This window comes from Streptomyces sp. NBC_00370 (assembly GCF_036084755.1).
GTDB lineage: Bacteria > Actinomycetota > Actinomycetes > Streptomycetales > Streptomycetaceae > Streptomyces.
In genome coordinates this window covers 150,522-165,637 of sequence record NZ_CP107968.1, presented here as the reverse complement: position 1 = coordinate 165,637, position 15,116 = coordinate 150,522, and the positions used below count along the sequence as shown (strand labels likewise).

Sequence of the window (15,116 nt, the reverse complement as noted above, 5' to 3'; positions counted from 1 at the left end):
TGCGCGCTCACGAGAGCTTGTATGTGCCGATCTGGTGGATGCCGTTGTCGGTGCTCAGATAGCGGCCGCCCAGGTTCTCGGCGATCCGGTCCATCCCGTAGTCGTCGGAGTTGAGCGACAGCACCTCGCTGACACCGTCACCGTCGAGGTCGGCGGCCAGGTAGTTGCGGCCGCCGGTCGCGATGGCGCTGCCGACGCTGGCAGCGTAGGAGTTGGTGGAGCTGAAGACGCTCGGGTCCCAGGCGTAGAGCCCTCCCTCGACCCCGCCGATCAGAAGTTTGCGCCCGCCAGGTCCTGTCGCGAAGGCGGCGCTGTGGGACTCGGGGATCGCGAAGATGGTGAAGTCGTCCGTGCCCTGGCCCTTGAAGGCGCGGAAGGAGGAGGTCCCCACCTGGTAGAGAATCCCGCCGTCGGTGAAGAAGTTGCCGTGCGTCCACAGACCGCCGACGATGGCCGAGTGCACGACCGCACCGGTTCGGCCGTCACGGATCTCCAGGTACTGGCTGAAGCTGGTGGCGTCGGTGGATCCCGCGCCGGCCTGCGACTGGATGACCCACAGATAGGCGACCGCGTGGCCCTCCGCGTACGGGATCTCCTTCGAGGCGAAGGTCCCGTGCGAGGTGACGGCGCCGTGGATCACACCGTCGGTGGACGCGGCCGGGGCCTTCGGCGCGACGTCCCACGTGGCCTTCCCGGTCTTGGCGTTCAGCGCGACCGCGTCCGCCGCTGGGTCGGCCAGGCCGAGCGAGTTCCCCTTGGAGTACGAGGCGTAGACCTTGCCGTCGAGGACCGACGGGTCGGAGAAGACGGCGTCCGCGCCCACGGCTTTCGGCGCGGTGTACGACCAGATCTTGTGGCCGTCGCCGTAGTAGGCGTTCAGGGTGTTCGTCGGGACGAGGATGTCCAGCTGGCCGTCGCCGTCAAGGTCGTTGAGTTTCGCCGTGTGGACGAACTGGCCGGCGCCGTCGATGGTGGCGAGGGTCTTGCCGGTCTTGCCGTTGAGGACGACCACGGCTGTGTCGGCCGCGACGACGATCTCGGGCTTGCCGTCGCCGTTCACGTCACCGGTCTCGATGTCGTGCACCGCCCCCGGAACCGTGGCCTGCCACAGCTTCACCGGCTTGCCGTCAGCGAGCGACGGGCCCGAGTAGGCCCAGACGCCGTTGGAGGAGCCGGCCATGACCACGTCGGACGTGCCGTCCTTGTCCAGGTCGGTGGCCTGCGCGTAGGAGACGTCCGCCTGGAGCGGCGTGAGCTTCTCCTGCTTGCCGTTGGACAGTTTGAACGTGCGGATGTTCTGGCTCTGGTCGACGACCCGCACGTGGCTGCCGTCGGCGTCGCTGACGACGTCCTGGTACATCGGCGCGGCGGCGACGCCCTTCTGCTGCCACTTCACGGCGCCCTTGCCGCTGAAGACGGTGAGTGAGGCGAGCCGGCCGCCGCCCGAGTTCTGTGACGTGCCGATCCTCTCGTCGTCCTGGGCGGTGGTGACGAGTGTGCCGCCGGCCACCTTCAGGCCCCAGATGCTGGCGCCGTCGTCGGCGTTGTCGGCGTCGCGCTTGACGGTGTTCGACCAGAGGACCGTGCTCGGGTTGTCGCCGTTCAGGGCGCGGACGGTGCTGGCGTTGACGTACAGGTCGCCGTCCAGGGAGGACTCGGCGACGGCGTACTCGGCGCCCTCCTTGGCCGTGAGGTCTCCGATGGTCAGCGCGGTGGGGATCACGTTGGTACGGCTGTCCAGTGTCGAGCGCCGGCCGGTCTTGAGGTCGTACGCGGCGACCTCGTAGCGGACACCGTCCGTCGGGTCGGCCTCCTCGACGGCGACGAGCCGCTTGCGGCCCGTGTCGAGACGTAGCTGACGGCTGTAGAGCATGCTGTCGGTCTGCCAGCTGACCGAGCCGTCAGCCGTGTTGAGGACGAGGGTGCGGCCCCGGCCGTCGGAGGTCGCGGTTGCGGCCAGGTCCCAGGAGACGGCGGCTTTGCCCTTGCCGAGATCCTGGATGTCACCCCAGTTGGCCTCGCCGGCGGCCTTGGTGTCGTACGTCCATGTGGCCGACGGGGTCAACGCGCCGCCCGCGTAAGTGAAGTGGATGCCGGACAGTCTGGCGGTGTCGGTGGCCGGGGAGTTGAGGCTCATCCTCGGGGCGTCGGCGACCAGCAGTGTGCCGTCGACGATTTTCACCATCGAGGCGTAGTCGTACAGCTTCGACCAGAGCGTCTTGCCGGTCGCACCGTCGAGCATGGTCACGAAGGTGCCGGTGGGCAGTGACGAGCCGGGCGAGGTGAACGGGCGGTAGGGGACCGCGCCGACGCTCGCCGTGAAGACGATGTCGTCGGTACCGTCGCCGGTCAGGTCTCCGGTGGAGTAGCCCGAGTCGGAGTTGGGCGAGAACGGGGAGACGGCGTTGTAGCCCATCAGGATCCGCGCCGGGTACGGCTCGGTCTGCCACACGCGTTGCGGCTTGACGGCCCAGTCCGTGTACAGGGAGTTGTTGGTGCGCTCCCACACCGCGCTGCCGTCGGCGGCGTGCCGCTGTACGTTGCCCAGGCTGTGGACGGTGAAGTAGTCGCCGTTCTTCCCGACAGGCACCGTGGCGCCCATGCCGCGGACGCCTTCCAGTGCGGACTTGGCGGTGAAGGTGACCGGGGTGGCGGCGTCGTCGGTGGAGGCGGCGCCGGTCAGGGCGCCGGCCGTCTTTGCGTCGTCCTGCGAGTCACCCGTGGCGCCGGCGGCGTCGCCGTACGGGTCGAGGCTGACATGGGCGGCCAGCGCCCGGGCCTCGGCGCTGCTCAGCTTCATCGCCGAGCCGCTGTCGTCAGCGGCCAGGGCGTGCGGAGCGGCGCTCAGGCAGAGCCCGGCGGCGGCCAGGGCGGAGGCGAGCTGGGGAGCCCGCCGGGAGTGGGGTCTCATCGCTAGGCTCCCTGAGTGAAACGGATGGCCGAACCGTCGGTGACGACCGGCTGGTTGTATGAGTACTGGAGGGCGTCGGAACCGGCCTGGTTCTGGATGCCGACGGTGGCGCCCGCACCCCGGTCGGCGACCGACTTGTACTGGAGGGTCACGGTGCCGGTGGCCTCGTCGAAGACGGCCTCGAAGGTCGCCCGGCCCGAAGTGCCGTTCGCATAGGCGGCGTTGTTCCAGACGACGGCGAACTCGCGACTGCCCTTGGTGCCGGTGGTGGCCGTCTGCACGGACGATTTCTTGTCGAGCGTCAGGTCGTCCCAGAGCGGGGCGACGAAGCCCTTCACGCTGTTCGCACCGACGGTGGGCAGCGCGGTGTTGCTGTAGTCCCCGACCCGTGAGGACAGGAAGTTCACCAGACCGTCGGTGGTGACCGAGGCGGTGGAGTACGAGACGCCGTAGTGCTTGACCGGGAAGGGCAGCGCGATCGTCGCGGAGTCTTCGTCACCGCTCAGGGCGACCTTCTTCGCACCGGCGATCCAGGAGTACGCGGCAGGGGCGCAGCTGTTGTCTGCGCTGTCGGAGCGGGCCGGGACCTGGACGTTCTTGGTGGCGTCGGCGGCGACGGCGAGCGGACCGGCGTACGCGCCGTTGCACAGGACCGGCGCGGTCGGTTGCACGGTCAGCGTGTACGCGCCTTCGGCGACCTCCGGGAAGGTGTACCGGCCCTTGGCGTTGGTGACGACCTGGGCGACGGGAGAGCCGGTCACCGCGACGGTCGCGCCGAGAAGCGCTTTGCCGGTGACGTCGAGGACGGTTCCGGTGACCTTGTGCGAGGGGACCGGGGAGAGCGCGACGTCCTGCGTCAGGCTCTGGTTCTCGGCGATCTCGACGTCGGTGACCTTGGCATCGGCGTAGCCGTACCCGCTGAGCGCGAAGTCGTACGTACCCGGATTCAGGGCCAGCGCGTACGTGCCGTCGGTGTCGGTGGTGACCGTGCGGGCGCCGGTGGTGGCGTCCGTGGCCTTCACGCTGATGCCGGACAGGACCTTGCCGGTCGCCTTGTCGGTGACCTTGCCGGACACGGTGCCCGCCGTGTGCGGGGCCTTGTCGACGGAGGCGAGGATGTCGAGTTTGCCCTCACCCCACACGTTGTTCACATCGGCGGTGCCGCCGCAGTGGGTGTCGTCAACGTTGATCGCGCCCTCGTCGAGCAGCGCACGTGTCGCGTCGATGTCACCGATCAGCGAAGGGGCCGCCGACCACAACAGGGCCACGGCGCCGGCGACATGGGGTGTGGCCATCGACGTTCCGGACTCGGTGTTGTACGAGGAGCCGGGCCAGGTCGACTCGACGGCGACCCCGGGCGCCGAGATGTTCGGCTTCATCGAGCCGTCGACCAGTGACGGTCCGAAGCCGGAGAACGAGGCGATCTTGCCGGCGGAGTCGTAGGCGCCGACGCCGTACGAGGTCTTCTGCGAGCCGGGGGCGTGCGAGGTGGAACAGGTCGTGCCGTCACCGTCGTTGCCGGCCGCGAACGCCTCGAAGATGCCCGCCGCGTTCCAGGCTTCGACAATGTCCTGGTAGAACGTCGTGTCGTCGCCGCCCCAGGAGTTGTTGACGATGTTCGGCGCCAGGTTGGGGCGCGGGTTCTGGCCGTTGTGGTCGGTCGGCGCGAGGATCCACTGACCGGCCGCGAGCAGGTTGTCGTCCGAGCACCGGTCGGCCTGGCAGCCCTTGGCAGCGATCCAGGTGGCGTCCGGCGCGACACCGATGCCGTTCTTGCCGACCATCGTGCCCATGGTGTGGGTGCCGTGGCCGTTGTTGTCGCACGGTGTTCCGTCGGAGGGGCAAGTGCCGGAGGGGTCGTAGAAGTTGTAGTCATGGGTGAACGTGCCGTCGCCGTTGTTGCCCCGGTACTGGGCCACCAGATCGGGGTGGTCGTACTGGACACCCGAGTCGACGCTGGCGATCACGATGCCCTCACCGCGGGCCCCGTACTTGTCCCAGACCTGGTCGGCCTTGATGTCGGCGACGCCCCACTCGGGGGAGTCGGCCGTGTCTGCGGAGGAGTCCGTGCGCGACGCGGTGATCTTCGCGTCGGCGGTCTGGATGTCGTCGAGCTTGTAGGTCTGCGCCCGGACGACGGACGCGACGTCCGGGCGCTCGGCCAGCTTGTCGATCAGGTCCTGGCCGCCGGTCACTTCGAGGGCGTTGGCGATCCAGTAGTCGGTGTGGCCGACCTTTTCGCCGTCGAGGAAGGAGCTGATCGACTTCTGGCTGGTCCTGGCGTGCGCGCGCAGCTCGCTGTAGACGGACTTGGCCTTCGCCGCGTGCGACGTGCGGGTCCGGGCACCGGACAGATCCGCCTGGTCCTTCAGGACGACGAAGAAGGAAGCGTCGCCGCCGTCGGCCACGGCGGCCGACAGCGCGGAATCGACCTTGGCCGACGGGGCGGTCTCGGCGGCGGCCGCGGGTAGTGGTGCGGTGAGCAGGGCGGCCGCGGTGAAAGCGGCAGCCGCCCAGAAGGCGCGTCTACGCCGGGGCGGTCGGGGCAGGTGCATCGGGGTGCTCCTCCAGAAACGGTACGGGGGAGCCCGGACGCTAGACAGCCGCCGTTACTCGGGCATTACAGCGCTCGGCGGCGAGAGCCGCGCAGACCCCTCCACTCCACGGTCGGGTAGCGGCTTTGCGCTGTGACGTTCCGGCCGTAGGGATGCCCGTCAGGCGGACGGGGACCGGGAGCTCAACCCGCCGCGCCCATGCCCGGCAAGCCCTGGAGAGGGTGGGGCCCGCCCACCGGGCGCGCTTCGCGCGGATGCGCATACGGATGCGGGTCGGCTACGCCTGCGGCTCGGCTGCGCCTACAGCCGTCTCGGCCGTACGCGCTGTGGGGCACGGGTGCCGCGGCGCTCGCGAGGGTCCGGGCAGGGTGGCGGCAACTGGTCCACCACCCGGAACGCGGCCCCCGCTGTCCGCCTGATGCGAAAGGGCGCCGCGGTGGGGGTGACGTACCGACAGGAGCTTCGCGGTGAGCGCTGCGGAGGCGACAAGCAGGATCACGCCGCACCACGCGGCAGCCTGCATGCCGTGGACGAACGCCTCTTGGGCCGAGGCCAGCAGCGCGTTGCCGGAGCCGCCCGGGAGCCGGGACGCGACGGCGTCGGCGCCGCCCAGTGTTCCTTGCGCTGCTTCCACCCCGTCGGGCGGGAGCCAGGCGGGCACGACGCCTGCCAGGTCGTGGCGGTACACGGCGGTGCCCACGCTGCCGAGCAGGGCCATGCCCAGCGCGCCTCCCAACTCCTGGCCGGCCTCCAGCAGGGAGGCGGCCGCGCCGGTCCTGCGCTGCGGTACCGCAGCCAGCGCGAGGTCGCAAACCTGCGAGACGACCGCCACCATGCCGCAGCCCATGACGGCCGCACCCGAGAGGAGTTGCCCCCGGGCCCCGGTACCGGTCAGGGCGATCAGCGCGAAGCCGCAGGCCATGACGAGGAACCCGGCTGCGACGACGCCGGGGTGGCCCAGCCGCCGCCCGGCCCATGCGCTCACGGGTGCGGCTACGCCGACGGCGAGCGCCGGCGCCAGACTCCACAGCGCGGCGCGCAGCGGCGAATAGCCCAGGACCGATTGCAGGTACTGCGTGATGAAGTACGCGGAGCCCATCATCGCGAAGGCGGCGACCGTGTTGAGCGCCACCCCGGCACCGAACCCCCTCGCGCGTAGCAGTGCCCGGCTGATCATGGCATCGTCGCGGCTGCGCTGACGACGTACAAAGGCCCAGCCGGCGCCCGCGCCCACCGTGAGGCAGGCCAGCGGCAGGGGGTCCGGGCCGCCTGCAGCGACTTCCTTGACGCCGTAGACCGCTGGTACGACGGCGACGACGGACAACGGCACGCTCCACACGTCGAAGCGGCCTGTGCCTCGCCCCTTGGACTCGGGGACCAGCACCGGCACCAGGACGAGCAGGAGAATCATCGCGGGCACGTTGATCAGGAAGACCGACCCCCACCAAAAGCGGCTGAGCATGACCCCGCTGACGACCGACCCCACCGCCACACCGCCCGCCATGACGCCGGACCAGATCCCGATGGCGCGGCTGCGCTGCCCGGCGTCCGGGAACAGGTCCCGCATCAGCGCGAGCGTGGACGGCATCAGCGTCGCGCCGCCGGCGCCGAGAGCGACCCGCGCCGCGATCAGGCTCGCCGTACTGTCCGCGTGCGCCGCCCACAACGACGCGAGCCCGAACGCCGCCGCCCCCACGAGCAACAGCCGGCGTCGGCCGATCCGGTCCCCCAGAACCCCCATCGTCAACAACAGGCCCGACAGGGAGAACCCATAGGCGTCGAAGATCCACAACTGCTGCACGGCGCTGGGCTCAAGCTCTTCGGAGATCGCCGGCAGGGCGAAATACAGCACAGAGATGTCCATCGACACCAGCAACAACGGCAGCAGAAGAACGACGAACGCGACCCACTCCCTGCGTCCCGCCCGCAGCGGCACCGCAGGAACGGCCTCGTTCTCCCGGTTTCCGATATTCCCGGTAAGTGACTTCATGTCATCTTTTTACAGTATCGCGCGCAACCGCCGTTGTCCCGGACGCACCTCCGCCTGGTCTCGAACCGGGCCTCTCAGTTGGTGGGTTCTCCGTACGCGGTCGCGATCTCCTGCGAGGACGCCCAGCGGCTGTAGGTGGGCGACTGGGGCCAGCCCTCCGGGGAGTCCTGCCACTCCTCTTGGCGTCCGTAGGGCAGGACGTCGACCAGGGGGAACAGATGGCTCAGCTGCTCGGTGCCGCGGCCGTCCGTGTGCCAGGTGCGGTAGACCGTGTCGCCGTCGCGCAGGAAGACGTTGACCGCGAACCCACCGTTCGGCGGGGCGCCGACATCACTGCCGAACGTACTGTTCGCCGTCGAGTACCAGGTCATCGTGTTGCCCACCTTGCGCCTGTACGCGAGTGCCTCGTCGATCGGGCCCTGGGTGACGATCACGAACCGGGCGTCGAACTTCTCCAGGCCCGCAAGCCGGGTGAACTGTGAAGTGAAGCCGGTGCAGCCCCCGCACTGCCACGCGGCACCCTCGTGCCACATGTGGCTGTAGACGATCAGCTGAGGGTGCTCACCGAAGATGTCCGCGAGCCGGACGGGTCCCTCCTCGCCCTCCAGCACGTAGTCCGGCATCTCGACCATCGGCAGTCGGCGCCGCTGCGCCGCGATCGCGTCCAGCTCACGCGTGGCCGCCTTTTCCCGCACCCGCAGCGCTGCCAACTCCTTCTCCCAACTGGCGGCGTCGACGACAGGGGGCAGAGCTGAGGCATTGCTGCTGGCGGACATGGTTCCTCCGGGTGGTCGGGTGCCTGTCAGTAGTACCGACTCGCCGTCCGGTCAAAACTCATCGGTCATCCGTCGAGTCTGCTGCGGGCCTCACCCGGCCTGTTGTGGGGTGACGCTCAGGGAGTGACGCCGGCCTGGCCCGTGCGCAGGCGCTCAGCGCAGATCTCAGATATTTTCTGGGCGCGGTCGGAGGAGGGGCGCCAGACGTCGACTTCCCGTTCCCCGATTTCGTAGTACACCGGACTCGGGGCTCCGTCCCAGAGAGCTCGCAGGAGTTCGATGGGCAGGCCGATCTTCACCAGGGACGGCAGGTCGAGGAGCGCACGGAGGTCCTCGTCCTTGAGGGAGTGGCAGCCTGAGAGGTCGAGGTCCATGAGGTCGTTCAGCCGGCGTAGCGCAGTGATGTCCCTCAGCTCAGGCGTGCCGAGACGGAGGACTCTGAATACGGCTTCTTACTCATACCGGCGATCATCGTGACACTTGAAGCTCCCCTTCAGCCGCGAATCCCAGCGGTCTGACTCGCGCGCGGCCTGCTGGCCACCACGCCGAGGAACCATGTCATTCCTTCGCATCCGCACCTGTGCGCCTTCGTACGCACGACAGCTCACGCTACCCAGCGCTACCTCGCGAGCGGAGCTCGCAGAGGGTTTTGCTCATGATCAAGCGACGAGTCCCCGGAGCCAAGTTTGCTCATCGAAGCCAACGCCCAGGTGAGTGAACTGCGGATACTCGCGAACTTGCGGAACCTTCACCGTTGTAGGTTTCGCCATTCCGAGGGCATTTCCGCGCGATCATGGGCAGCAGTGACGCTCAGTAGCTTCCGGCCAGTTGATACCGCATTCACTGCATTTGCGGTGATTCCTCGGCGCCCACTTGCCTTTGTGGCAAGGTGCACGGCACCGGCCCTCGCGGGGAGACCACACCGCCCACTAGTAACCCCCCCCGTTGACCGGGGGCGTCGGACGGGGTTGCAAGCACGTGTGGTCTCCCCATCGTGACGGGCCAACCGAGCCGGCGAGGACGAGACGAGCTAGTCGCTCTTGGTGCCGCTGGGGGTGATCACCGAGTCCGGGCCGGGATGGACGAGACCGCTATGTCCGTCCTCGAACTCCACGACGTAAGGAGGGTTGCCGCTGTCTCCCTTCACTTCCTTGATCGTTCCGGAGCGTCCTCCACCACCGGACCGGTCGAAAACGGTGAGCGTGTCGCCAACGTTTGCGCGCATAGTTCTCGTCCTTCGCTATCAACTGTCTTGACAACGGAGTGCATACCCAACGCGGCGGCGACCATTTGCAATGCCACTCGCAAGGAGTACGGCGAGGACGACCCGAGCCCCACATGACCCAATGACAGAGGTGCGCGGTACCGGCCATGAAAGGGAGACCCGCAAACAATCCGCAGAGTTCCCGGTTCGACTCCTGGGGTGGGCACGCGGGAGACCAACGAACATGCCGCCGAGGGGTCCTAGGCAGGGGCTAGCGCGAGTGGTTGAGAACGTTGCCGTTGGTGCAGTGGTTGAAGTGGTTGCCAACCCAGGGCCCACCGACGGGCACAACGGCGAGTTCCTGGAAGCAGGAATCCGGGGCACTGAAATTCGAGTTGTTGGGAGCGTTGACGCCCGACCCGAAGTTGTCTCCGTCGTCGGCGTGGGCTGGGGCGGCGAGGGCGAGGCCCGTGAGGGCAAGGGCGGCAGTTGCAACGATTTTCTTCATGATCAGCAGAACGATGGACTCGGGCGAGAGGCACGCTCTGTCACTCAGATGTCAGAACAAAGATGGGGGGTGCGGCACCGTGCGCTGTATCGACTGCACCGAGCCGGCGACACACCGCGGACGCTGCGAGAGCCACCACTAGGACCACGGCAAGCGGGCTTCGGTCCGTGCTCGCCGTGCGGTGCTGGTCCGGGTGGTTTCGGGGGCCGCTCGTCTCCGTGCCCTGGTCGGTGCCCGTGGTGGTGCCCGCTGTGTACGGTGCGGCTTGCTCGTCCTAGCCGGTGGGGTGGACGTGGACCATCTACAGCCGCTTGCGCTCGGGGGCGAGGACGTAGACAGCAACGTGCAGGTTTTGTGCCGTGACTGCCATGGGCTCCTGCACAGAGTCCAGGCTTTAGCCGTTGAAGCCGAAACCCGATCCGTTCTGGACGGCTTCATCCCCGGCCCCAGTCAATCCTTGTCCGACGACCAAGAGCAGGGACCCCGGCGCGTCGGCGCAGGGCCTGACGTCAGCCACCTCGCTGATGGCCCGCATACGATGCACGGCCTCAGCATGCAGTGACGGGCCGGCGGCAACAGCCCCGCGCTATCCGTATGGAGGCGCACCGCAGCGATCTCATGATCGTTATGCAGCCCATGAAGAAGATGCTCGCGGTTCTTCCCGCGCTCGCCCTGTCCCTCGCCGCCCCCATGGCTCACGCTGACAACGGCACCGAACAATTCACTGAGGGGGGCATCCAGGCCGCGAACAACCACAGCCACGATGGCTTCAGCGGCCCCGTTGCTGAAACCGGCGGTCATCAGAGCGCAGTCGTCCCCGTCGGTGGCCACTGGATCGGTGAGCACCAGAACAACGGGTCGAACGCCAACCTGCTCAACCACATCGGTCACTGACCGCGCCCACGACCCCTGCCGCAGTGTCGGCGGCAGGGGCCGTTGGGTTTCTTCGCCCGCCTGGACCTCGGCCCATCGGAGCGGGTGCGGGCCCCGCGCGAAGATGACGGCGCCGTCGTCGCCCCGCCCGCTTTCAGGTCGTCGTTCCCCGGGGAAGCGGGGGCCCGCGTCGAGCTGCGGCCTCGACGGCACCGACCGGCGGAACCCGCCGCTCTGGACCGCTCTGGCCGTGCAACCGGGATCGCCGTGGCGGCCGCCGTGCGCCGCCACCATCGTGCCCGCGCACGCGGGAAGCCTGCGCGGTAGCGTGCGGCGCCCCTTCCGTAGCCGGCAGATGGCCTCAGTCGGGGCGGGCGGGGCGCGGTTGCCGTCTCAGGCGGTGCTGGCGTTATTGAAGGCCAGCAGGTTGCTCGTGCCTTCCGGCACCCCGGTCAGGGCGTCCTTGGTGGCCAGGGCGGTGATGGCGTCCCGCACGTTGGCGGTCGTCACGTCCGCGGAGGTGGAGAGCAGGTACGCGGCCAGTCCGGCGGCGTGTGCCGCGGCCTGCGGGGTACCGCAGCCGGCCATGACGCCGGTCGCGTTGTTGTTGTTGCTGTCCGCGACGGTTGAGACGATGTTGTCGCCGGGGGCGAAGATGTCGACGGCGGGGCCGTAGTTGGAGGAGGGGCTGCGCTCGTCCGAGAGGGTGGAGCTTCCCACGGTGAACGCGCCGGATGCGCCGGCGGGTGAGTGGTCGGACACGTCCTGGTTGTCGTCTCCGGCCGGGACGACGACGAAGATCCCCTTGCTTACGCAGGTGTTGACCATGGCGTCGAGCTCGGCGTTCTTGCTGTTCGCCCCGTGGGCGTCGAGCAGGATGACAGAGGGCCGCCGCAGCTGCAGAGCTTTTTCCGCCGATACCTTCAGGGCCTCGATCAGCGTCTTGGTGTCCGCTGCTTCCTCGGCGTGCGACACCTTCATGGCGATGATGTTGGCCCGCTTTGCGACACCGTGCTTTTGTCCGGCGACGATGCCGGCCAGCTGGGTGCCCCGGCCGTGGATGTCCTCCTGGTCGTCGTACTCGATCACCTGGCCGAATTCCCAACTGGCCCGGCCCTCGAAGTCCTCGTGATTGACGTTCACGCCCGTGGACAGGATGTACACGTCGACGCCTTCGCCGGCCGTCTCGTGGTGCTCGTACTTGTTCATGGTGGAGACATTCAGCTTCGGGCGGTGGGAGATCCGGGCGAGGCCCCAGGGGGCGCGGGTCTGGGTGGTGACTGCCATCGTGGTTCGCTCCTTCGCGGGTCGTCGACGTCGGCAGGCAGGTAGTCCTCCGACTCTGGTGGCGGTGATCATCACACCCGGGCCAAGGGGGTTGCCCAGCCCAACGGCCGGCAAACCACCTCCCGGAGTGAACAGTTCGGACTCCGTCACCCGACCGGCCGGGGGCGGGCGCGTGACGGACACGCCTGGCCTGGGCAACAGCTACAGATCTCGGGAACGGCGTCGGCCACGCGCCATCGGGCGGGCGCCGCCAACGGTGAAGGGCAAGGCGAAGAATCATGTCCCCTCCTCACGGGAAGCCATCGCCGTGCGGGAGTCGTGGTGGGTGCGGCTCAGTGCCGCATCTCAGTTCTGTTCGGCACGCACTCCGGGCTTCCAGAAGTTGAAGGTCCACGTGTCGTTCCCGGCGGGGCGGGCGAAAGCCACCATTCCTTCGGCGTCCAGGTTCTCGCCCTGGTAGAAGGTGTAGCTGTCGAAGTCGGCGAGCATGGCCTTGGCCGTTTCCTGCGAGGTCTTCTTGAACTCCTCCACCGTGCCCGGCCCCAGGTGGCTCTGAATTCCCGTCAGGTACTTCTTCAGGTGGGTCATGTAGCTCCTCTTGTCAAGGCTGGCCACCTGCAACCGATGGGTGTCGACCAGGTCGATCACCTGGATCGTGCCGGCACCGGCTCCGCCGTCCTCTGCGCTCTCGCTGGCCCCGATGTCGACCTTGACCGAGAGGTCCTTGGTCACCGACTTAGCGGTCACCGCGTACAGGGCGGCCAACTCCTCGATGGGGAAAGCATCACTGAACAGTTCGTCCTGGTAGTAGCCGAGGACATCCTTGTAGACCTTCACGGGGACACTCACTCTCATCAACGGGGTTGACGGGACAGGTGATCATTCTCTGACTCCGCTGAGTTCTGACACGCCGCTTCGCGCTGCTGTCACCCGAAAGTGGCCCTACCTCACCCCGGCCGGGAAAGCCCGTCAGCTTTCCTTCCGGCCTCGAATCGTGTGCCGAACCTGATCGCTCAGGAGAGGGTTCGGGACGTGGGAACGGCCTCAACTCGATCCTGCGCGCCGCCCAGAGCGCGCGTTTCACAAGAACCCCCATGGGGACCAAGGCCGCCAGGGATGCGTCTGCTGCATCACGATGCCCGGCGGGCTGCGCCCCCTGCCCTTCCGATCCCCAAGCGGGAACGCCACAGCTTCCGCGACCCCGGCCTCTCTCTGACCAGCAGCCGCCGAAGGATCCACCCGCAGGCAGAGTCTGCCCCTGCAAAATCGCGCGCAATGTAGCCGACGACCCTCGGTTTGGCTAAGACCGTGTCCTACATGGTGAGGTTGCGGAAGCGTTTGTAGCAGCAGATGGCTGCTGCGAGCCCGAGAAAGGCCAGGTAGTTGCGGGGGTGGCGTTCGTAGCGGTGGTTGAGTCTGCGGTAACCGGTGAGCCAGGACATGGTGCGTTCGATGACCCACCTTCGGCGGCCTAATCGTTCGTTTGACTCGATGCCTTTGCGGGCGATGCGGACGCCGATGCGTTTGCCCCACAACCATTTTCGCAGGTGAGGTAGCCGCGTGAGGTTCAGGTCGTCCAGCGGGGCGCCGGCCAGGCCGCCGGGGTCCATCAGCACCGGGCAGTACGCGACGTAGAGCCGGCGCAGTGCCGGCAGGTCTCCGAAGCCGTCGAGACCGGTCAGTGAGGGGCAGTGCTGGAGCGCCGCCCTGCTCAGGGCGGGCAGGTCACCGAGTCCGCCGGGCAGGCGCAGATTCTGACAGTTGGAGACGTCGAGTTCGGCCAGATGGTCCTGGCTTTCGAGTCCCCTCCAGTGTTACCAGGCCGTCGCATTGGTTCACGTGCAGGGACACCAGTGCCGGTACGGCTGCGAACGGTGTGAGGTCGCGGAGCTGCCCGAGCCCTCGCAGGCTCAGCTCGTGCAGTGCCGGCAGTTGTGTGAGCGCGGAGAAGTCCCGCAGGCGGGGCAGCCGGTGAGTTCGACCGACTCCAGGGAGTGGAGTGTGCCGATACCCCGCAGGGAGGTGAGCTGTTCGCATCCTTCGACGGTCAGTCTCTTCAGCCGGGTCAGCGCGGACATCGCATTCAGGTCGGTCAGCCGGGGGCAGTTCTTGATGTCGAGCTGGTTCAGGCGGGGGTGCGGGCCGAGCCCTCGGAGCGTCTCCAGGCGGGGGCAGTCGTGCAGGATCAGCTCGGTCAGGCCGGGCATCGCGTCGATGCCCCCCAGGTCGTGCAGGTGGCCACAACTGCGCAGGTCCAGGCGGGTCACAGCGGGAACGGCACGCAGGCTTTTCAGGTCACGGATCCCGGTCCAGCCGAGGTCCAGCTCGACGAGCCGAGTCAGCCCGGACAGGTGAGAGGCATCCTTGAAGGAGCGGCACCCGCGCAGGGAGAGTTTCTCCAGCGCGGGTAACCCGTGGTGAATCCGTCGGCGGACCGCACCCCGGTCATGCTGAGGTCCAGCTCGCGCAACTTCTTCAGCGCCAGCAGGGGCGCGGCACTCTGAACCGCCCGGCAGCGGTGCAAACCAAGGCGGGTCAGCCCGGTGAGGCGGCTGATCGGGGTCAGGTCCGCAATACCCGCGCAGCTGTTGAGGTCGAGATCTGTGAGGCTGGTGAGCATGCCCGCCTCGGTGAGGTCCGTGATCTCCTTGCAGCGGTAGACGTGCAGGCTGCGGAGTGTGCTGAGGTGACGCAGACCGGTCAGCGATGTCATCCGGCGCAGGCGTATCGACGTCCGCCTCTCGCGTACGAGGGCCGGGGCGAGCAGGACCGCGCAAAAGCCGTCCGGATCGGCTGCTCGGGACCACAGCCGTACCAGCGACTCCGAGGAGAGCTCAGCCGCGCTCCCCGCCTGGGCGGCCAGCGCGAGCGCTGTTCCGTCGTCCGGGATAAGAACGAGTTCCTCGACGGCCTTACCCACCTTGGCCGGCTTACCCGTAGCCAGCAGCTCGCGCAGGACGGCCAGTCGGGGATCGTTGCCTGGGCTCATGACACGTCACCGTAGAGCAGGGG

The 15,116-nt window shown here is 68.1% G+C and carries 13 protein-coding genes and 1 pseudogene; 2 read left to right on the top strand and 12 right to left on the bottom strand.

Annotation, left to right across the window (positions count from 1 at the left end; all coding sequences use genetic code 11):
• Positions 1-7: 7 nt before the first annotated feature.
• From OHS57_RS00715 to OHS57_RS00685, 7 genes are all read right to left on the bottom strand, one after another.
• Positions 8-2,911, bottom strand: coding sequence for an FG-GAP repeat domain-containing protein (locus tag OHS57_RS00715; protein ID WP_328580544.1), 2,904 nt, complete (start codon positions 2,909-2,911; stop codon positions 8-10).
• A 2-nt stretch (positions 2,912-2,913) separates the two neighbouring features.
• Positions 2,914-5,466 (bottom strand): S8 family serine peptidase, encoded by a 2,553-nt coding sequence (locus OHS57_RS00710; protein ID WP_328580543.1) that lies wholly within the window; start codon positions 5,464-5,466, stop codon positions 2,914-2,916.
• Between the two features lie 277 nt (positions 5,467-5,743).
• Complete coding sequence (locus OHS57_RS00705) at positions 5,744-7,456, bottom strand: MFS transporter (protein WP_328580542.1); 1,713 nt, start codon at positions 7,454-7,456, stop codon at positions 5,744-5,746.
• Positions 7,457-7,530: 74 nt separating this feature from the next.
• Entirely contained in the window at positions 7,531-8,232 is a 702-nt protein-coding gene (locus OHS57_RS00700; RefSeq protein ID WP_328580541.1) for a DUF899 family protein, read from the bottom strand.
• 116 nt (positions 8,233-8,348) lie between these two features.
• Complete coding sequence (locus OHS57_RS00695; protein WP_328580540.1) at positions 8,349-8,606, bottom strand: hypothetical protein; 258 nt, start codon at positions 8,604-8,606, stop codon at positions 8,349-8,351.
• A 656-nt stretch (positions 8,607-9,262) separates the two neighbouring features.
• Positions 9,263-9,457, bottom strand: coding sequence for a DUF1918 domain-containing protein (locus OHS57_RS00690; protein ID WP_328580539.1), 195 nt, complete (start codon positions 9,455-9,457; stop codon positions 9,263-9,265).
• Between the two features lie 250 nt (positions 9,458-9,707).
• A complete protein-coding gene (locus OHS57_RS00685) occupies positions 9,708-9,944 on the bottom strand; it encodes a hypothetical protein (protein WP_328580538.1) in 237 nt (78 codons plus the stop codon).
• Between the two features lie 181 nt (positions 9,945-10,125).
• Here OHS57_RS00685 and OHS57_RS00680 point away from each other — a divergent pair, with 181 nt between their 5' ends.
• Positions 10,126-10,506: an HNH endonuclease gene (locus OHS57_RS00680; RefSeq protein WP_328580537.1), complete on the top strand. Its 381-nt coding sequence runs from the start codon at positions 10,126-10,128 to the stop codon at positions 10,504-10,506.
• Positions 10,507-10,580: 74 nt separating this feature from the next.
• On the top strand, positions 10,581-10,838 hold the full coding sequence (locus OHS57_RS00675; RefSeq protein ID WP_328580536.1) for a hypothetical protein: 258 nt from the start codon (positions 10,581-10,583) through the stop codon (positions 10,836-10,838).
• 372 nt (positions 10,839-11,210) lie between these two features.
• On the opposite strand, the gene OHS57_RS00670 is transcribed toward OHS57_RS00675, so the two are convergent.
• The 5 genes and pseudogenes from OHS57_RS00670 to OHS57_RS00650 form a co-directional block, all read right to left on the bottom strand.
• On the bottom strand, positions 11,211-12,104 hold the full coding sequence (locus OHS57_RS00670) for a S8 family serine peptidase (RefSeq protein ID WP_328580535.1): 894 nt from the start codon (positions 12,102-12,104) through the stop codon (positions 11,211-11,213).
• A gap of 345 nt (positions 12,105-12,449) precedes the next feature.
• A complete protein-coding gene (locus tag OHS57_RS00665; RefSeq protein ID WP_328580534.1) occupies positions 12,450-12,941 on the bottom strand; it encodes a translationally-controlled tumor protein in 492 nt (163 codons plus the stop codon).
• Positions 12,942-13,417: 476 nt separating this feature from the next.
• Positions 13,418-13,630: pseudogene (locus OHS57_RS00660) on the bottom strand (transposase); the annotation flags it as partial.
• Between the two features lie 384 nt (positions 13,631-14,014).
• Positions 14,015-14,371, bottom strand: coding sequence for a hypothetical protein (locus OHS57_RS00655; protein WP_328580533.1), 357 nt, complete (start codon positions 14,369-14,371; stop codon positions 14,015-14,017).
• Between the two features lie 71 nt (positions 14,372-14,442).
• On the bottom strand, positions 14,443-15,093 hold the full coding sequence (locus OHS57_RS00650; RefSeq protein ID WP_328580532.1) for a hypothetical protein: 651 nt from the start codon (positions 15,091-15,093) through the stop codon (positions 14,443-14,445).
• Positions 15,094-15,116 lie beyond the last annotated feature (23 nt).

Excerpts from the sequence above, each read along its gene's own strand:
- OHS57_RS00715 (WP_328580544.1), bottom strand. The coding sequence starts at position 2,911 with ATGAGACCCCACTCCCGGCGGGCTCCCCAGCTCGCCTCCGCCCTGGCC.
- OHS57_RS00710 (WP_328580543.1), bottom strand. The coding sequence starts at position 5,466 with ATGCACCTGCCCCGACCGCCCCGGCGTAGACGCGCCTTCTGGGCGGCT.
- OHS57_RS00705 (WP_328580542.1), bottom strand. The coding sequence starts at position 7,456 with ATGAAGTCACTTACCGGGAATATCGGAAACCGGGAGAACGAGGCCGTT.
- OHS57_RS00700 (WP_328580541.1), bottom strand. The coding sequence starts at position 8,232 with ATGTCCGCCAGCAGCAATGCCTCAGCTCTGCCCCCTGTCGTCGACGCC.
- OHS57_RS00695 (WP_328580540.1), bottom strand. The coding sequence starts at position 8,606 with ATGGACCTCGACCTCTCAGGCTGCCACTCCCTCAAGGACGAGGACCTC.
- OHS57_RS00690 (WP_328580539.1), bottom strand. The coding sequence starts at position 9,457 with ATGCGCGCAAACGTTGGCGACACGCTCACCGTTTTCGACCGGTCCGGT.
- OHS57_RS00685 (WP_328580538.1), bottom strand. The coding sequence starts at position 9,944 with ATGAAGAAAATCGTTGCAACTGCCGCCCTTGCCCTCACGGGCCTCGCC.
- OHS57_RS00675 (WP_328580536.1), top strand. The coding sequence starts at position 10,581 with ATGAAGAAGATGCTCGCGGTTCTTCCCGCGCTCGCCCTGTCCCTCGCC.
- OHS57_RS00670 (WP_328580535.1), bottom strand. The coding sequence starts at position 12,104 with ATGGCAGTCACCACCCAGACCCGCGCCCCCTGGGGCCTCGCCCGGATC.
- OHS57_RS00650 (WP_328580532.1), bottom strand. The coding sequence starts at position 15,093 with ATGAGCCCAGGCAACGATCCCCGACTGGCCGTCCTGCGCGAGCTGCTG.